We start from the raw sequence: 18389 nt of genomic DNA, 5'->3' as shown, positions 1-18389 counted from the left end.
CTCCGGACAGCCTGACTGCTTGGTTTATTCCTTCTCTGCCAGGGCCTTTGCCTCCGCAATGGCCTTTTCCTGGGCTGCGGGCGGGCAATCCTCGTAACGGACAAAATGGAAGGTAAATGCACCGCGGCTCTGCGTCATAGACCGCAGGTCAATCGCGTAGCTGCCCATCTCGGCCATCGGCACTTCGGCCGTGATGATCTGCTCACCGTCATCGGTGGGATCCATGCCCATCACACGACCACGGCGCTTGTTCAGATCGCCGATCACGTCACCCATATAGTTGTCAGGTACCGTGACCTTCAACTCACCCACCGGCTCCAGCAAAACGGGATTCGCCTCTGGTAGGGCGGCCTTATAGGCCAACTGCGCCGCGGTTTTGAACGCGATTTCAGAAGAATCCACCGGATGATAAGATCCATCGTACAGCACGGCCTTCAAATTCACCATGGGATAGCCTGCCAGCGGGCCATGAATGCAGGCCTCCCGCAAACCCTTTTCGACTGCCGGGAAGAAGTTGCGGGGCACGGAGCCTCCGAACACCTCTTCAGCAAAGACCATTTCCTCACTCTCAGGATTGGGCTCAAAACGGATCCACACATCGCCGAACTGGCCGCTGCCGCCGGTCTGCTTCTTATGGCGCCCCTGCTTTTGAACCGTCTTGCGAATCTTCTCCCGATAGGGCACGCGGGTGGGCTTCAGCTCTGCCTCTACATTAAAGCGGCTTTTCAGCTTACTCACCAGTACGTCGATTTGCATATCGCCGGATCCGGAGAGCACCATCTGGTGCGTCTCAGCATTGTTGGTAACAGTGAAGGTGAGATCTTCCTCATTCAGCTTGTTCAAACCCTGCGCAATCTTGTCCTCCTGGCCCCGGGTCTTTGGCACAATGGCCACCGAGTAGCAGGGTTCTGCAAAGGGGATATTCTTCAGGGCGACCACCTTCCGGGCGTCGCACAGGGTATCTCCGGTCTTGACCTTATCCATCTTGCCAATGGCACCAATCTCGCCACAGCTCAATTCCTTAACTTCGGTGGCCTTCTTTCCCCGCATCACGTACAGCCGTCCCAATTTCTCCTGGGCGCCGGTGCGGGCATTCACCATTGGCATATCCGGCGTAATGCTGCCGGAGAGAATTTTGACAAATGAATACTTGCCATACTGGTCGGAAATGGTCTTGAAAACGAATGCCGTAGGCACACCGCCTGGAGAAACCACAAACTCCTCTGTTTCACCGTCGGACTTTGTGGCCTTGTGGTAGTTCCCCTCCATGGGGTTGGGCAGCAGATCCACAATATTATCCATCAGCATCAAAGAACCCATGCAATTCACAGCAGAGCCGCACAGCACCGGGAACAGGCTGTTCTCCCGAACGCCCTGGCGCAGGCCCTGGATCATCTCGGCATAGGTAAAGTCCTCACCGCCGAAGAATTTTTCCATAAACTCCTCGCTGGTCTCCGCCACAGACTCCTTCAGGGCATCGTTGAATTCTGTAATGACATCCAGCTTGTCCTCAGGAACCTCAATCTCTGTGCGTTTGAGGTTCTGCATCTCATAGGCGCGCTTATTCAGCACATCGATAATGCCGGTGACATGCTTGCTCTCATCCCAGATAGGAACCACCACAGGGGCAATTTTATTGCCAAAGCGCTCCCGCAGGGCATTGAATGTCTCGTTGTAATCGCTGTTCTCCTCGTCCGTTTTGGAAATATAAATAAAACGGGGCATATTCCGCTCCTCGCAGAACTTCCACGCCTTCTCCAGGCCAACAGAAATTCCGTCTTTAGCGGAGCAGACGATAATGGCAGCGTCGGCAGCCCGCAATGCCTCCATCACCTCTCCGGCAAAATCAAATGCACCCGGGGTATCCAGCACGTTGATGCGGCACCCCTTATACTCCAATGGTGCCACAGCGGTGGAAATGGAAATCTGGCGCTTGATCTCCTCCGGATCATAATCACAGACGGTATTTCCGTCAGGACCGCGTCCCATGCGCTCAGTGGCGCCAGTCATATAAAGCAGGCTCTCCGCCAGGGCGGTCTTACCGCTGCCGCTGTGGCCCAGCAGACAGACGTTGCGGATGTTTTGTACTGAATAGCTCATGTTCGTTCCACTCCTTATGTTTGGTGCTGTCGGCACACTCCGGTTCAAACCGGCGCTGCCTAATGTAGAAATTATACAACATCCGCCCTGGCAATACAACAAATTTTTTGGCAACTTATCCATTTTGGGCAAGAGCGGCGAAAATCAACATCAAATTTTGTCATCTGCGCGCATAGAAAGAAAAAAGCGCACGGATCAGCCCATACTCCGCGCGCTTTTTCTTCGAACGATTCAATACCTGCCTGTCCAGTCCGCCATCAGTAATACCGGCAGCGTCCACAGCAAGGAAAATATCAGCAGGGCCAGCGGCGTCAGCAGGCTGTAAGATCCCAAAAACACCAAATAAAACGCCAGCAGGGTTCCCGCCACACTGCCGATGGTAGACAGTGCTGCGGCACGGCGGACGGCTTTGCATAACCGCCTGCTGCCAACCACCGTCTCCGCATAGGGCAGCAACCCCTCCCGGAACAGCAGAGCCCGCGGCAGTCCCCGGTCCAGCTCCGCCTCACTGAGTGCTACCCGAATGGTGAGATCCGGGTATTCCACCTTTACGCCCTTGTGAAATTTTCGTTTGAGCAGTACCGGAGTAATATTCGGATCCCGTGCCGCCAGGATAGGCGTGATATGGCTGCGGCGCATCATCCGCAGGGCAAAGTCCACATTTTCCGAGGCGTTGTATTTCACTGCAAATACAGCTGTGATCTGACGGTCTACAGCCAGGAAAATACCCGTGCGCAAATTGATACCCGCGGGAAGGCGCACCTCCATCTTCCGCATAAAGGAAGCCGTGCCCAGCAGCACCGTCTCTCCATGAATATTGGCGGAGTAGCCGCCCTCCTCATAAAAGCTGAAATCATCCGCGGTTTCATAGCTGCCGCACTCACTGCGCAGCAAGCCGTCAAACAAGCGGTGCAGGCCGCACCCGGCGCACCGGGTCAAGGTAGCTGCATACGAGGCCGCCTTTGGCAGTTCCTCTCCAAAGACCTTTACGCCATTGAGCTGAATAGTCCCGGGGGGGAACAGATCCGCGTCTGTCAGAATCATGCTCTTCCGTCCGCTGATTTTCTCAGCACCAAACCAGCCCGCCACAGCGCAGCCAGCCTTTTGCAGGTGTGCCGCCAGATGAGACCACGGCAGCCCCCAGCACAGCGGCAGGGCAAATGCGGCCCCTCCGCATAAAATGGCAGACCAATTCAACAGGAAATCCGCTCCCCTGCCCTGGCCCAGAGAGCTTAGTCCAGCAAACACCAGAGAACCCATCAAAATTACCGGCAGCAGCGCCGTCTGCCACGTTGTGACCGCATCATCCCGCATGGCGGCCGTGTAAAATCCCGGTACCGCTCCCAATTGTTTGCAGGCGCCCTTCTCCGTCTCTGTTACCAAGTACGGCGGATCATGATCCATGGCTGCCGCTCGAAATGCATCATACATTCCGCGGCTCTCCCGGGTGCAGCCCCACTGGGCAAATACCAGGGCCATACAGCTGACGGCTGCGTAAGGCATCGCCTCGCTGCGGCCAGGCAGCAGCAGTCTTGCAGCGCAGTCTGCTGCTGATACGACAGCGGAAACCGCGATCAGCAACTCTCCGGTGCAGCGCTTTTTCGCCAGCATCCGGATGCCCTTGGCAAACACCTGCCAGGTCAGGGCTGCTGTCAGCAGCAGGCACCCCAGCAGGAGCAACGTCTGGGCCGCAGGATTTCCTGTCCAAAATGGAAGAGCGACTCCATAGGCCTCCGTTCCCATAAGGACACACGGAACCAAAGCGATGAAAAATGCTGCGGACAGCGGCCGCTTTCTGCGGCGGTATTCTTCCCTGAAGTCCTCCGCCGTGTCTGCAAGTTCCGGCTCCGGGCCAATCACTTCCAGCTCCGGAGCTGCCTCTTCCGGTTCCTCCGGCTCGTGCCGCTGATAAAGTTCCTCCGTCTCCACCAGTCTTTTTCTGGAGAACAATCCCCTCCTGGGTCTTTTCAGCAGCGGCTCCTCAGCTTCTTCCTCCATCACAGCGTCTACCGTGCTGCCGACCACCTCCTCCAGAGAGATTGGCTGGGGTGATTTTGGAAGCTCTTCACGGAGGATTGCCTCCAGATCCGCGTCCTCACCGGTGTCTTTATCCGGCGCTGGTTCTGCCGATTTTGGAATTTCCACCGGCTCTCCAGTGCTCTCTTCGCCCGTTTCTGGAGCTGCCGTGCATGCTTCATTCGGCGTTTTTTCACTCCGGCGGCGGAACAGCGGTGCCTCAATATCATCCGGATCTGCCGCTTCTTCTACCTCCCGCAGCAGCTTTTCCCGCCCTCCGCCATATTCCGCCAGAATCTCCTCCAGCGAGTAGTCCACCTCTGACGCCGGCACGTCTGTTCCGGTTATAGAGTCATATGCACTTTTCCCGTCTTTCGGCGCCATGTATTTCCCTCACCCATTTATAATTCAGTCAACTGATCCAAGTCGCTGCCGCACGGCCTCATACAGCAAGATGGCCGCTGCCGCGGAAGCGTTCAGGGAATTAATCTTCCCCTGCATGGGAATGCTCACCAAAAAGTCGCAACTCTCCGCAGCCAGGCGGGTCATACCGTCGCCCTCACTGCCAATCACGATGGCGGCTGGGCCCTTCAAATCCGCACGATACAGGTTGGTATTTCCGTCTGCTGCTGTTCCAAACACCCAGACCCCTTGCTTTTTCAGTTCCTTCAGCAGTGTCGGGATATTGGGCACCCGGGCCACCGGTATATGGGCCACCGCACCCGCAGAGGTCTTAGCCACCACGGCAGTAAGGCCCGCGCTTCGGCGCTTTGGAATCACAATGCCGTGTGCGCCGGCGCATTCGGCTGTACGGATAATAGCGCCCAGGTTGTGCGGATCGGAGATCTCGTCACACACCACCAGCAGGGGCTTCTCCCCCTTGTCTGCCGCTGACTGGAGAATGCTCTCCACACTGACATACTCCCGCACGGCAGCCAGCGCAATGACTCCCTGGTGCGCATGGGTGCGGCTCATACCATCCAGCTTCCGCCGGTCTGCCTCCACCACGACAATTCCAGCCGCGCGTGCCTTGGACGCAATGTGGCCCAAGGTCTTATCGGTCTCCCCCTTCTGGAGGTAAATTTTATCAATCTGCTCCCCTGCCCGCAGCGCTTCAATCACAGCATTGCGTCCTTCAATAATGCCGTCCGCCTCCGCAGTCAGGTTCTGTTTTCTCTGTTCGTCCATACGTTCTCCCTTGTCAGAAGATTTTGTTGCATATTCTTTGTTAGTATACCATAGGAAATGGATACAATAAAGTGGAATTCACAGAAATTTCATGAAAAAAGCCTCCCTTCTCCTTGTGAGTTTGCGGCTTCTGTGGTATACTTCCAAGTAATTTTGAGAGTTGCCTTTTTATTTTTCAGGCCTTTCTACCGAAAGGAGTTCCATACATGAGTCAAAACGATCCGAAAAAAAATGCAAACGGCGGCAAAAACAACGGAAACTGGCGGGGGATTGTCTCGCTGGTATGCTGGGCACTGCTGCTGACCATTATTCTCAGCTATGCTGGCACCTATTGGAACAGCGCCGGCCACCAGTCCTCTTCCGTAGCCCTGGAGTACAGCGAATTCAAGAACATGGCCAAGCAGGACCAGGTGGCCATGGTGGATTTCGACAATGCTGAGGACATCTTGATCATCACGCCCAAGGACGGCTATGTCTACACCGGTGCGGACGGTGTGCGCTATACCAAGGGCACCGACAAGGATGGCAACGCGGTATACAGCTATACCGACCAGTCCGGGCAGGAGAACACCATCAGCCTGCGGCTGTTTACTGTTCAGCTGGAAACCAACGACACAGTCATCGCCTTTCTGGAAGAAAACGGCGATGCAAAGTACAATGAGGACTACCAGCCGCCCGTCAGTCCTCTGCTGGGCGCACTGATCAGCTATGTGGTGCCCTTTGTCATCATCATGCTGACCTTCTCCCTGCTGATGCGCTGGATGGCCAAAAAAGGCGGCATGGGCGGCATGGGCGGTATTGGCGGCGTCGGCAAGGCCAACGCCAAAGTGTATATGGAGAAGTCCACCGGCGTCACCTTCCGGGACGTGGCTGGACAGGACGAGGCCAAAGAATCTCTGACGGAGATCATCGACTTCCTTCACAATCCCCAGAAATACACGGAGATCGGCGCAAAGCTTCCCAAGGGTGCGCTTCTGGTCGGCCCTCCGGGCACCGGCAAAACCCTGCTGGCCAAGGCTGTGGCGGGCGAGGCGAACGTCCCCTTCTTCTCCATCTCCGGATCCGACTTTGTAGAGATGTTTGTGGGTGTGGGTGCCTCCCGTGTCCGCGATCTCTTCAAGGAGGCCGCCAAGGTGGCTCCCTGTATCGTTTTCATCGACGAGATTGACACCATCGGCAAGTCCCGCGACAACCGTATGGGCGGCAACGACGAACGAGAGCAGACCCTGAACCAGCTGCTTGCGGAAATGGACGGCTTTGACCCCACCAAGGGCGTTATTCTGCTGGCCGCCACCAACCGGCCTGAAGTGCTGGACCAGGCATTGCTGCGCCCCGGCCGGTTTGACCGGCGCATTACCATTGACCGTCCCAATCTGGCGGGCCGGATTGCAACGCTTCAGGTTCACACCCGGAATATCCGTCTGGCGGAGGATGTCAATCTGAAAAAGGTTGCTTTGGCCACCGCCGGATGCGTGGGTGCCGACCTTGCAAACCTGGTGAATGAAGCGGCCTTGCGCGCCGTCCGTAAGGGACGCAAGCTCGTGACGCAGGAGGATCTGCTGGCCGCCTTTGAGCTGGTTATCGCCGGTACAGAGAAGAAGGGCAGCGTCCTGACGGAATTTGAGAAAAAGCTGGTGGCATACCATGAAGTGGGCCATGCCATGGTTGCCTATAAGCAGAAGAACACGGAACCGGTGCAGAAAATCACCATTGTCCCCCATACCCAGGGTGCCTTGGGTTATACCTTGCTGATGCCTGAAGAGGACAAGACGGAGTTGCGCACCCGCGATGAGCTGATGGCGAAAATCGCTGTCTCCATGGGTGGCCGGGCCGCCGAAGAAGTGGTGATGCACACCATGACCAACGGCGCATCCCAGGACATCCAGGAGGCCACAAACATCGCCCGGAACATGGTGGCCATGTTCGGTATGAGTGATGAGTTCGGCATGATGGCTCTGGCCTCCCGGAGAAATCAGTATCTGGACGGCGGTTACGGCATGGACTGTGCCCAGGACACTGCGGCGGCCATGGACAAGGCCGTAAAGGAGATTCTGGACCAGTGCTATCAAACCGCCGTGGAAATTCTGGACTCCTGCCGGGAGGATATGGACAAGGTCGTGGCTTATCTCCTGGAAAAAGAAACCATTACCGGTGGTGAGATGGTGGCCATTATTGAGGGCCGGGATCCCTCCACGGTAGAGGACGCCTATGCCTCCACTGACCGCCGTTCCCCCGAAATTGAGCCGGCGGCGAAAAAGGTGCATATGATCTCTCAGAAGATCGAGGCGCCGGAGGAAGCGGAGAAGCAGGAGGCCTCAGAAACACCCCTGCAGCAGCCGGAGTCCACTCCGGCAGAGGCGCCGCAGTCTGCTGATGACGATGAGAGTCTCCAGTAAAGCAGAGAGGGCGCACCGGATATCCGGTGCGCCCTTCTTTTTGACATGCAGGCATACCAAATCAGAAAGGAGCCTTTTATGATTCGCCTCGCTACCAGCGCCGATTTGCCTTTCATTACCAGCATTTACGACGCCATTTTGGATCAGGAGGAATCCGGCCCCGTCTATACCAACTGGCAGCGCGGAAAATACCCCACAGAGGAAACTGCCCGACAGGCCCTGGAGGCCATAACCCTATATGTAGGAGAGGACAGGAATGCCGTATGGGGCGTGGTGAACCTGAATGGAGAGCAATTGCCGGAATATTCCGTCATTCCATGGTCCATTCCCGCAGCAGAGTGCCAAGTGGGTGTGATTCACACCCTTTGCATCCATCCCGCCCAGGCGGGCCGCGGCCACGCACGGGAGATGGTTGCCTTCTGCGAGGCGGAGTTCCGCCGTCAGGGGAAGACCGTTATCCGGCTGGATACCTGGGAGCATAATGTTCCCGCCAACCGGCTGTATCCCTCCCTGGGGTACCGTTATGCCGGCGTGACGGAATTCTTTTTCCAGGGCTTCGTCCGGGAGAACCTGAACTGCTACGAGAAAGCGCTCTGATCGTGTGGTCTGTACCACTCCAATTGGCCTCAGCCTCTTAGGCGTGCATTGCCTTCATGCCGTTGAACATACCGATTAAAAAGTCGGTGGACTTCGTCACCAACATGGTAGTGGCGCCTGCCAGAGGCCCACGGGCCATCATACTAAAAATGGCCCGGAGAGGATTCGAGGGAGTCAGCGGGATGCCGAACCGCAAACTCTGTTTTCCCACAGTTCCTCTCGCCAAGTCATACCGTCCCTGCTTCGGCAAAAAATCTGCTCCCTTTTTTGGAATGGCTGAGCAGGCAATGACTGTTCCTATAGCAGTTCCGTTTTCTGTCCGCAAGGCATTTTTTCTCCATGCTAACCGCCGGTTGACAAAAAGAGAGCCGCCGGTTGGTGGAAATTGCCGGGAAATTTCTGCTATACTGTCATCAGCAAATGGAAAGGAAGTCCCGCTCATGACCATTGGACAGCGCATCGCGCAAAAACGGAAAGAAAAGAGCCTCTCTCAGGAGGCTCTGGGAGAGGCCCTTGGCGTCTCCCGCCAGGCCATCTACAAATGGGAATCCGACAGCGCCCTGCCGGAGATTGACAAACTCATCACCCTGTCAAAACGATTCGACGTATCCGTCGGATGGCTGCTGGGCGTAGAGGAAAGCGCTTTTGAAGATGATCGCAGAGAAGGTGACAGCAGCGATCTGACGGAGACGCAGCTCAAAATGGTAGAGGAAATTGCTGGGCGGTACATCGCCGCCCAACCTGCGCCAAAAAGGCGAAAAAAGTGGCCCTTTTTACTGGCGGCAGTTATACTGCTCTTTGCCCTGGCCAAGCTTTTTGACCAGTTCGAGATGCTGCGGATGCAGAACGAGAGCCTGCAGAACAACATCTCCCGGGTGGAGCGCAGTGTGGACAGCCAAATCAGCGGCATTTCCGAACGGGTGGAGAAAATTCTAAAGTCCCAAAATAATCTGACCGCTGATTACGGCGTGGAACTCACCCATCGGGATCTCGCCCGGAATACCGTCACTTTCTCTTTGCGGGCCGTCCCGAAAACCCATGTAGACGGGATGACCGCTGTATTCCTGGCGGACTGCGGAAGCGGGCCGGTGGAGTCTCCCGGAGCGGCTGCGCCAGGGCAGGCCTTCACCGGCGAGATCACGGCAGAATTGACGGACAGCATCAGCCTCAGTGTGGTCTTTACCTATCCGGACGGTACCCGCCAGACCCAGCTGCTGGACAATTACGACGGTCTGTACACAGACTCCATGCCGACAGCGGAAATCGGCGGCGGCACCCTAATGTGGATGAAGCTGGAAAAGTCAGGTACTCTGGTTTTCGGGGAAAACACCCACGAGCGCTACGTCTGGATCCAGAACAGTGCCTCCACCGCTGCCGCCGTGTCCATCGATTCGAATGGCGAGGCTCTGAGCGGCCCCGCTGAAACCAGACGAATCCGGGTGGGGCTGTTCAAAAACAAGCATCTGGCAGCTTGGGCGGAGCCCTGCGAAAAGCCCGACAGCTTTCACGGATTTGAGGGCTGCAGCTTTTATCGCCTTCCCGCGCTGGAGCTTTCTCTCACCGCCGCGGACACCGTTCAGCTGGCCGCCGTGGTGGAGGACGTCTACGGCCGGACCATCATCCAGCCGGATGTGGGGTACTGCCCGGACATGGAGGAGCTTGAACTGACCTATGCGGACGGCGGCTTCTGGGACACCAATCCCGCCAATTGGGAATACGAGTGAGTACTGAAGAGAAAGCGGAGGCGCCAGGTGCCTCCGCCTTCCTTTTCATTTTTTCATTGGAACCGGCAGGCCCTGCTTCTCACGCAAGCTCCGCCTGCCCCGTGTACAGCTGATAATATCTCCCGTGCTGTTCGATCAGGTCATCGTGATCGCCCCGCTCAATGATCTCGCCCTGCTCCAGAACCATAATGGCCTTCGCATTGCGAACCGTGGAAAGTCGGTGGGCGATGACAAACACTGTGCGGCCCGCCATCAGCCGGTCCATCCCCCGCTCAATCAGCTTCTCTGTCCGGGTGTCGATGGAGCTGGTGGCCTCATCCAAAATCAGCACCGGCGGATTGGCACAGGCCGCACGGGCGATGTTCAAAAGTTGCCGCTCGCCCTGGCTCAAATTGCCGCCGTCTCCGCCAAGCTCCGTTTGATATCCGTTGGGAAGATGGCGGATAAACGTGTCCGCCCCGGCCAGCTGTGCGGCGGCCTCCACCTCTTCGTCCGTAGCCTCCAGGCGGCCATACCGAATGTTGTCCGCCACCGTGCCGGTGAACAAGTGGGTATCCTGAAGCACCACACCCAGGGACTGGCGAAGGGAATCCTTTTCAATCTCCCGCACATCCAGCCCGTCATAGGTAATGGTGCCGCTTTGGATTTCATAAAACCGGTTGATAAGGCTGGTAATGGTCGTTTTGCCCGCTCCGGTAGAGCCTACAAACGCAATCTTTTGTCCCGGCTTTGCAAACAGAGAGATGTCGTGCAGAATAATTTTTCTCTCATCATAACCGAAGACCACATGGTCAAACCGCACGTCTCCCCGCAGTGGGATCAGGGCACCGTCCGGCTTCTTCCAAGCCCACTCGCCAGTGTCGAAGTCAGCCTCGGTCATGGTTCCGTCCCGATTCTCCGCGACCCGCACCAGCTTAACTTTTCCAGCGTCGGGCTCCGGCTCCGTCTCCACCACCTCAAAGACCCGCTCGGCGCCGGCCACTGCCGCCAGAATGGTGTTGACCTGCTGGGAAATCTGCGTAATGGGCTGGCTGACCTGCTTGGTGTAATTCAGGAATGCCGCCAGATCACCCAGCCAGAATCCCCCGCCGCTGATGGCAAAAATCGCACCTATGCAGCAGGTAATGGCATAGTTGATATGGGAGAGGTTTCCCATGGCGGGCATCATCGCACCGGAATAGGCCTGTGCCCGGGTGGCGGCCTGCCGGTAGGTTTCATTCAGGCCATAGAAGCCATCCTTAGCGGCCTGCTCATGGTTGAACACCTTGATGACCTTCTGTCCTTCGATCATCTCTTCAATATAGCCGTTTACCGTTCCAATTGCCTTCTGCTGCTGGGCAAAATACCGGCGGCTGCGGCCGCCGATCACCTTCACCACTCCCAGCATCACCGCCAGCATCGCAAAGGTGATCAGTGTCAGCGGCGGACTGAGCACCAGCATCATGGCAATGGTACCTATAAAATTCAGCGAGCAGGAAATCAGGCTGCCAAAGCTGTTGTTCAGTGCTTCGGAAATCGTCTCAATATCGTTGGTATAGCGGCTCATCAGCTCGCCGTGAGTGTGGGTATCAAAGTACTTCAGCGGCAGATTCTGCATGTTGTCAAACAAATCGCCCCGAATTTTTGCCACGGTATTCTGCGCCACATGGACCATAATCCGGGCATAGCCGAACGAGCACACGGCACCGGTCACATACACCGCGCCCATGATAAGCAACATTTTGGCAAGTCCGGGAAAATCGCCCGGCAGAATATAGTCATTGATCAGCGGCTTAATCAGATAAGAGCCGCCCACCGTACAGGCAGAACTGATCACCAGCAGCGCTGCCACCAGAATCAAGGCCGCCTTGTATCGCCCCAGGTAGTGCATCAGCTTTCCAAGCGTTCCCCGAAGGTTCTTCGGTTTTTGATAACCGTGCCGGCCGGGACCGCCTCCCGGTCCGTGTTTTTGTCTGTTCTCAGCCACCAATGCTCACTCCTTCCTGTTGAGACTGATAGACCTCGCGGTAAATATCGCAGGTCTGCATCAATTCGTCATGGGTGCCCTTGGCCACGATGCGGCCTGCGTCCATGACCAAGATCAAATCCGCCTCGCGGATGGATGTGACCCGCTGAGCGATGATGATTTTTGTGGTGTCCTTTAATTCGTCCGCGAATGCTTGGCGAATTTTTGCGTCGGTGGCTGTGTCCACAGCGCTGGTGGAATCGTCCAGAATCAGTACCTTCGGCTGCTTTAAAATAGCCCGTGCAATGCAGAGGCGCTGCTTTTGACCACCGGAGACATTCACACCGCCCTGCCCCAAGTCGGTATCCAGGCCGTCGGGCATCCGCTCCAGGAATTCATCGGCACAGGCCGCCCGGCAGGCGGCCCAAATCTGCTCGTCTGTAGCCTGCGGATTGCCCCAGAGGAGATTCTCCCGAATCGTTCCGGAGAACAGCGTATTTTTCTGCAGCACCATAGACACGGCATCCCGTAAATGCTCCATGGTATAGGCCTCCACCGGACGGCCGCCGACGGAGACGGTGCCCTCCGTTGTCTCATACAATCTGGGAATTAAGGACACCAGTGTCGTCTTGCCGCTGCCGGTTCCACCCAGAATCCCCACTGTCGCACCGGATGGAATGCGGAGATCCACATCCTTTAAAATCCATTCCGGGCTATTGGAATCGTATTTAAACGACACATGGTCAAAACGGATGCTGCCGTCCTCCACAGAGGCGCCGCCTTCCGCCTTGTCGTCCGTAATGGCCGGCGCCTCGTCCAGTACTTCCACAATCCGCTTTGCACAGGCAATGGAGCGGGTCATCATCATAAAGATCATGGACACCATCATCAGCGAGATTAAAATCTGAGTGATATAGGTAAAGAATGCCGTCAGATCTCCCACCGGCAGTGTACCTGCGTAAACCATTTTGCCGCCAAACCACATGACAGCAATGATCGTGCTGTAGACAATCAGCATCATGATTGGCATGTTGATCACTACCACGCCGAAGGCCTTCTCAGAGGTATCCCGCAGGTCATGGTTGCGCTTTGCAAACTTTTCCTGCTCGTAATCCTCCCGTACAAAGGACTTCACTACCCGGATGCCAGTCAAATTTTCCTGCACCACCAGATTCAGCGCGTCCGTCTTTTCCTGCAGGGAGCGGAACAATGGACTGGCCTTTGTGAGGATTAGGGAAATTACCACCACCAGCAATGGAATTGCCACCAAGAACACGTTGCTCAGTTGGCGGCTGAGGCGAATGGACAGCATCAGGGCTGCCACCAGCATCACCGGAGCCCGCACCAGCAGCCGCATCCCCATCATCAGCGTCATCTGCATGTTGTTTACGTCGTTGGTCAAACGGGTCACCAGGGAGGCCGTGGAAAACTTCTCAATATTGGAAAAGGCAAAATCCTGAATGTGCTCGTACTCCGCCCGGCGAAGGCCCGCGCCAAAGCCCTGTCCGGCCACTGACGAGCAGGCCGCCGCCCCCAGGCCAAAGCACAGGGAGATAACAGCCATGCCCGCCATCAGTGCACCCTTTTGCAAAATAAATGACTGGTCAGCGTTTTCAATTCCGATGTTTACAATATCCGCCATGACCAGAGGAATCAGCAGCTCAAAGATGGCCTCCGCCGCGCTGCATCCCACGCCTGCGGCAATCCATCCCCGGTATGGCCTCGCGTGAGGCCATAGTTTTTTCAGCATATCGTTCGATCCTCCTCAAGATTTTGAATCACGCGGCCCAGAAGTTCACGAAAGGTCTCCGTCTCCTCGGGCGTAAAGCCACGGATCATGATGTCCTCTGATTCCCGGAAGCTCTGTTGAAACTGCGCCTGCTTCCCCTGTCCCTTTTCTGTGAGGGTAATCAGTCTCCGCCTGGCGTCGGCACCGCTGACGCTGCGCACCACCAGGTTTTTTTCCACCATCCGGTCCAAAATTCCGTTGGCGGTGGAGGGCTTTACCTTTAAAAACGCCGTCAGTTCACATTGCGCCGCCTGACCGCCGCGGCGGTGAAGATACATCAAAGTGTGCGTCTGGGACGGCGTCACATCATATTGGGAAAGCCTGGCCTCCAGCCGTTCCCGGGCCAGATGAGATGCCCGCCCCAGCATAGGTCCCAGTGCCTTCTCGTGCTCCATCATGTCCTATCTCCTCTCTTTTTATTTAGTTGACTAAAAATTAGCATGCTAAATAATAACATGATGCAAGCATGAAGTCAATGAAGATTTTGCTGATATTTTTTGAACGATTTATGAACAAAAACTCTGTTATTACAGGGGTTGTAAACAAATTATGAAGGTTTTGCCCCACCCATTGACTTTTTCCAGTCCGGCCATTAAGATGAACACATCAAGCAAAGATGCTTGTGAAAGATACGATATTTTCCCTCTCCTTTCTCTATATCATACAGGAACACGGGCGGTCCGAAAGGGCCGCCCGTGTTCCTGCTTTTTATTTGTGCAGTTATTTGATTTCCCTCTTCCAATTTTATCGAAAAACAATAAATAATCATTGACATTCAATAATTTCCATGGTAGGATACGACACAAAGGAGGAATGCCCATGGAAACGACCCCCATACAGAAAATTGCCGGAATTTTAAAGGCACTGATGACCGCCACCTTTGTCTGCAATTTGATCGCCCTGCCCATGGTGCCCGGTTTGGTGCGGGCACGCTATCTCACCGCCTATTTGGGGCCAGATGACCCGGAGCACGCCTGGTTATCTGCCTGGCCGGAACTGGTCTTAATCGCCTTTTTAATTTTTTGCGGCTGCTGCACCGCCATTATTCTCTGGCAGGGGCGCCGGGTGCTGGACACCATTCTTCGGGAGGAGCCTTTCTCCATGGAGAACGCCGTCTCCCTTCGCCGGGCGGCCTGGGCGTCCTTTGTCATTTCCGCCGCAGCACTGGTGCGTGTGGTCTTCAGTCTCTGTTTTTACCGCTCTCCCGTCCCTCTCTTTTCGTACAATGCCCTGTTTGTCCCCATCTTTGCCATGTTTGGCCTGCTGTGTCTGGTCATGTCCGCTCTTTTCCGCCAGGCAGCGGAGCTGAAGGCGGAAAACGACCTGACCATTTAGGGGGCGGCGTATGGCAATCGTAGTCAATCTGGATGTGATGATGGCGAAGCGGAAAATGAGTCTCAACCAGCTGTCGGAAAAGGTGGACATCACCCTGGCGAACCTGTCGATTTTAAAAAACAACAAGGCCAAGGCGGTACGCTTCTCCACACTGGAGGCCATCTGTGCCGCTTTGGACTGCCAGCCTGGGGATATTCTGGAATTTGTTCCGGAGGACTCCGGCGGAAAGGAGCCGTGAGCACATGATTTCCTGGCTGAACACGGGAAGCCTTCTGCTGGGACTTGCCGCCTGGATACTAGCGGCGCTGCGGGTTTTCGGGAAAGGTACATCCCGGGGGGAACCCCTGTCCCTTTGGAGCTTTTCCGCCTGTGCCGCGTCCCTCTGCCTTCAGCTCTTTGAAGTCTGCTGCCGGGTAGCGCTGGGCGATTGGTCCGCTCTGTTGGATACTGTGGATGCTGTGGCGCAGGCAGCGGTATTTCTGGTCTCCGTCACTTTTTTGCTGAACCTGGCGGCCATGGCTCTGCGTTCCAAAAGGGCCTGACTCTGTTTTCTGTCATTGTTTTGTCCGCATGAAGCGGACAATTTAAAAAGGAGAATTTTATATGACTGTTCCTGAAAACGCCCTGCCGTCGGGAGGGCCGGCGAAGCCTGCCCAAAATTCTATTAAAATTTATGAAACGGACCGCCGGGACCGGCTGGTGCTGGCCGGTGTGCTGCTTTGGTGTTTCCTGTGTGTGGACATCATTTTCTGGTCCTGGCCTTGGGGGATGGGCCTCACGGCTATCGTATTCGCCTGGTACGCGGTGCTGGCGGCCGCCTTGGGGCAGGCGCTCTTCCGCAGCCGGGAAAGCCGGGTCCTATTTCTCTGCAATCTGCTGTTGGCGGCTGCATTTGCCCTGGGCTCCAATTTTTATTTTCGATTTTGGAATCTGCTGGCTCTGCTGGTGCTGATTCCAATTCACGCCTGCGGTCTCTCCGGTGCGGCTGTGTTCCCCTGGTGGCGGCCCGCCATGCTTTGGGAGCGGACGCAGCTGTTTTTCAGCGGCCTGTTTGGCAGCTTGGGCGCCGCCTTTTCCACCCTGACTCCCACCGGGAAGACCCGGGATTCCAAACGCGTCACGGCAGCGGTGCTGGGAGGCGCCGCCGCGCTGCTTCTGCTGTTGTTTTTGGTCCCTGTTCTGGCCTCTGCCGACGCGCTGTTTGCCGCTGCCACGCGGAACCTGCGGGATTTCATCCGCATCCACTTCACCCGTTCCGTGTGGAACCTGATGGGTGCCCTGCTGGTCACGCCCTTTGTCTTTGGCCTGCTGTACCGTCTCCGCCGCCCCGCGCCCGCCCGGGAGAAGCCTGCAGCCAAGGTTCTCTCCGCCGATGCGCTGGTGTTCCTCATCATTCTGGCAGCGCTGGATGGGTTGTATCTGCTGTTTTTACTGGTGCAGTCCGCCGGACTTTTCGGCGGCGAAGTCTTCCTCGCCCAGCAGGGGATCTCTTATGCCGAATGGGCCCGCAGCGGCTTTTTCCAAATGGTGGGGGTCACGGTGCTGAATCTCACCGTCATGCTGGCCGCATCGGCCCTCTCCCGCAGATCGGGCCGTACTTGGATCATTCTTCGCATCCTCTCCACCCTTCTCGCGGTGGAAAGTCTGGTGCTGCTGGCCTCCGCTCTGTGGCGGATGAGCCTGTATGTCTCCGCTTACGGTCTGAGCTTCAAGCGGTGCATGACGTACTGGGGCATGGCCATGATGGCGCTTTTTTTCCTGGCCGCCCTCCGAAAGGTCTGGAATGCGGACTTTTCCTTCTGCCGCGTAGCCTTTGCAGCCGCTCTGGCCGGATGGCTTCTCATCAATTGTGTGCCTATAGATTATCTGGTAGCAAGGGATCAGGTGGACCGGTATCTCACAGGGGAGAGCGCGGCCATTGATACGGATTACCTGCTTTATAGCCTGTCCTATGACACGCTGACCCAGCTGGACCGGTTGGATCGGAGCATGGTGGTGACACAGTGGGACAGCCTGCGTTTCTCTATGGGGCACTTGGTGGATCAGCGCCGGGAATCAGCCCGGGACTGCTGCGCCGACTGGCGTACCTGGAACCTCTCTGCATGTCTTGCAGCCGGGAGCGGCGGCTGATACCCCCTTGTAAAAAATTGCCGCGCCGGGTTCCGTTGACCCGGCGCGGTTTTCCGTTTTGTTACCTGTTCTTCCCGGAGAACACAAGCAACCGGCGCTGTGGATCCAAATCCTCCCCGTCAATGTCCGAAAAAGGCCCCGCCCCAGCCAGGGCTGAAAACTCCGTATCATCAGCCAGCGACTTCAGGGCCGCCGACAAGGCATCTGACAATGTTTCCCCGCTCCACGCGCTTTCGGTGCTGACGGCCGCTGTAGTACCGTAATATCGCTCCGTCACGCCAATCACCGTTGTTTCGTCCCAAATCAAACCACTCCGGCCCCACCCGCCGATTGATACCGAGCGCATCCACTGTTCCACCGCATCGATCCGGTCGTCGGCAATCATGGGAATCACATCCACTTTCTCTTCCGCCAAGGCCGCCAGCAGTTCATCCTGGCTCTCAAACAGCACGGTGTCCGGCAGTGCAGACAGCAGCTTTCCCTCATACCGCTCCGCCAGCCAAAGCGACGCCATGTCGTCTGCTCTCCCTCCCGAAAGGCCCCACCCGGCCTTAGAAAGTTCTTCCCAGGTCAGTTCCGTGCCGCTCTTTGCCCGGGCAGCCAGATTCCGGCCGTACTCCGACGGTCCCGCCAACAGCAGCACCCGCTGTCCCGCGGTCCAATTCTCCGTCCAACTAGTCTCTTCGCCGTTCCAGTCCGCCGGATTGCCGCTGTCGCAGGAGGGTTCCTGCCACGCGGCACTCAGCAGAGGAACCGCACTCCCGCCGAATTCCGCCAGCGCCTCCGCTGGCAGAAATGCCGCGTCCACGCCGCCCTCTTCCAGCGCCTGCCCTGTGGCAGCGGGGGCCGTGCTGAGGACAATGCTCACTTCCTCCACTTCCACGCCGGCAGCTTTCAGGGCTGTCTGCAGCTTTTCCGACAGAGGCGCCAGCAGCGTTGTTTTGTCGGCCAGATTTCCGCCCGGCGCAAATTCCACCGTCAGGTTCTCTATTTTTGTTGTCACTTTTGGTTCCGGCTCTTTTTCCGCCGTCTGTCCGCCGCATCCGGTCAATACTGCCAGCAGTAAACCGGCTGCCAGCAATCGGAAAGATGTTTTCATGATGCGCTCCTTCTCGTCTGTTCTGGACTTTTTTCCAGTCCTCTGCTACAATGGTAGACATTCCGCAGTA

At 56.5% G+C, this 18389-nt stretch carries 15 protein-coding genes; 7 read left to right on the top strand and 8 right to left on the bottom strand.

Annotated features, from left to right (window positions below; translation table 11 throughout):
* Positions 1-24: 24 nt before the first annotated feature.
* The 3 genes from BMZ81_RS07545 to rlmB all read right to left on the bottom strand — a co-directional run bounded on the left by BMZ81_RS07545 (position 25) and on the right by rlmB (position 5304).
* Positions 25-2100 carry an elongation factor G gene (locus BMZ81_RS07545; protein ID WP_091130478.1) on the bottom strand — a complete coding sequence of 692 codons (2076 nt, stop codon included), beginning with the start codon at positions 2098-2100 and terminating at the stop codon, positions 25-27.
* Between the two features lie 231 nt (positions 2101-2331).
* A complete protein-coding gene (locus BMZ81_RS07540) occupies positions 2332-4500 on the bottom strand; it encodes a hypothetical protein (RefSeq protein ID WP_091130477.1) in 2169 nt (722 codons plus the stop codon).
* A 24-nt stretch (positions 4501-4524) separates the two neighbouring features.
* Positions 4525-5304: a 23S rRNA (guanosine(2251)-2'-O)-methyltransferase RlmB gene (gene rlmB / locus BMZ81_RS07535; protein ID WP_091130474.1), complete on the bottom strand. Its 780-nt coding sequence runs from the start codon at positions 5302-5304 to the stop codon at positions 4525-4527.
* 206 nt (positions 5305-5510) lie between these two features.
* Between rlmB and ftsH the strand changes: the two genes are divergently transcribed.
* The gene (ftsH, locus tag BMZ81_RS07530) at positions 5511-7700 is read left to right on the top strand and encodes an ATP-dependent zinc metalloprotease FtsH (RefSeq protein WP_091130473.1); all 2190 of its coding nucleotides are present in this window, start codon (positions 5511-5513) and stop codon (positions 7698-7700) included.
* Between the two features lie 78 nt (positions 7701-7778).
* Positions 7779-8297, top strand: a complete 519-nt coding sequence (locus tag BMZ81_RS07525) for a GNAT family N-acetyltransferase (RefSeq protein ID WP_177187241.1) — start codon at positions 7779-7781, stop codon at positions 8295-8297.
* Positions 8298-8334: 37 nt separating this feature from the next.
* Here the strand turns inward: BMZ81_RS07525 and BMZ81_RS13895 are convergent, their stop codons facing one another.
* Positions 8335-8547 (bottom strand): hypothetical protein, encoded by a 213-nt coding sequence (locus BMZ81_RS13895; protein WP_143072751.1) that lies wholly within the window; start codon positions 8545-8547, stop codon positions 8335-8337.
* 190 nt (positions 8548-8737) lie between these two features.
* Here BMZ81_RS13895 and BMZ81_RS07515 point away from each other — a divergent pair, with 190 nt between their 5' ends.
* The gene (locus BMZ81_RS07515) at positions 8738-10021 is read left to right on the top strand and encodes a helix-turn-helix domain-containing protein (RefSeq protein ID WP_091130466.1); all 1284 of its coding nucleotides are present in this window, start codon (positions 8738-8740) and stop codon (positions 10019-10021) included.
* A 79-nt stretch (positions 10022-10100) separates the two neighbouring features.
* Here the strand turns inward: BMZ81_RS07515 and BMZ81_RS07510 are convergent, their stop codons facing one another.
* From BMZ81_RS07510 to BMZ81_RS07500, 3 genes are all read right to left on the bottom strand, one after another.
* Positions 10101-11891, bottom strand: coding sequence for an ABC transporter ATP-binding protein (locus BMZ81_RS07510; protein WP_091130610.1), 1791 nt, complete (start codon positions 11889-11891; stop codon positions 10101-10103).
* Positions 11892-11979: 88 nt separating this feature from the next.
* Entirely contained in the window at positions 11980-13716 is a 1737-nt protein-coding gene (locus BMZ81_RS07505; protein WP_091130464.1) for an ABC transporter ATP-binding protein, read from the bottom strand.
* A complete protein-coding gene (locus BMZ81_RS07500) occupies positions 13710-14153 on the bottom strand; it encodes a MarR family winged helix-turn-helix transcriptional regulator (protein ID WP_091130461.1) in 444 nt (147 codons plus the stop codon). Before BMZ81_RS07500 ends, BMZ81_RS07505 begins: the two co-directional genes overlap by 7 nt.
* 421 nt (positions 14154-14574) lie before the next feature.
* Here BMZ81_RS07500 and BMZ81_RS07495 point away from each other — a divergent pair, with 421 nt between their 5' ends.
* From BMZ81_RS07495 to BMZ81_RS07480, 4 genes are all read left to right on the top strand, one after another.
* Positions 14575-15090, top strand: a complete 516-nt coding sequence (locus BMZ81_RS07495; RefSeq protein WP_091130458.1) for a DUF2975 domain-containing protein — start codon at positions 14575-14577, stop codon at positions 15088-15090.
* A 10-nt stretch (positions 15091-15100) separates the two neighbouring features.
* Entirely contained in the window at positions 15101-15328 is a 228-nt protein-coding gene (locus tag BMZ81_RS07490; RefSeq protein ID WP_091130456.1) for a helix-turn-helix domain-containing protein, read from the top strand.
* 4 nt (positions 15329-15332) lie between these two features.
* Positions 15333-15632 (top strand): hypothetical protein, encoded by a 300-nt coding sequence (locus BMZ81_RS07485; protein WP_091130454.1) that lies wholly within the window; start codon positions 15333-15335, stop codon positions 15630-15632.
* Between the two features lie 61 nt (positions 15633-15693).
* On the top strand, positions 15694-17220 hold the full coding sequence (locus BMZ81_RS07480) for a DUF4153 domain-containing protein (RefSeq protein ID WP_091130452.1): 1527 nt from the start codon (positions 15694-15696) through the stop codon (positions 17218-17220).
* A 61-nt stretch (positions 17221-17281) separates the two neighbouring features.
* Here the strand turns inward: BMZ81_RS07480 and BMZ81_RS07475 are convergent, their stop codons facing one another.
* Positions 17282-18319, bottom strand: coding sequence for a PhnD/SsuA/transferrin family substrate-binding protein (locus tag BMZ81_RS07475; protein ID WP_091130449.1), 1038 nt, complete (start codon positions 18317-18319; stop codon positions 17282-17284).
* Positions 18320-18389: the final 70 nt, after the last annotated feature.

Source organism: Oscillibacter sp. PC13 (assembly GCF_900115635.1).
Lineage (GTDB): Bacteria > Bacillota > Clostridia > Oscillospirales > Oscillospiraceae > Oscillibacter.
Note: the sequence above shows the minus strand (reverse complement) of the source record. Positions and strands in the feature narration are given on the sequence as shown.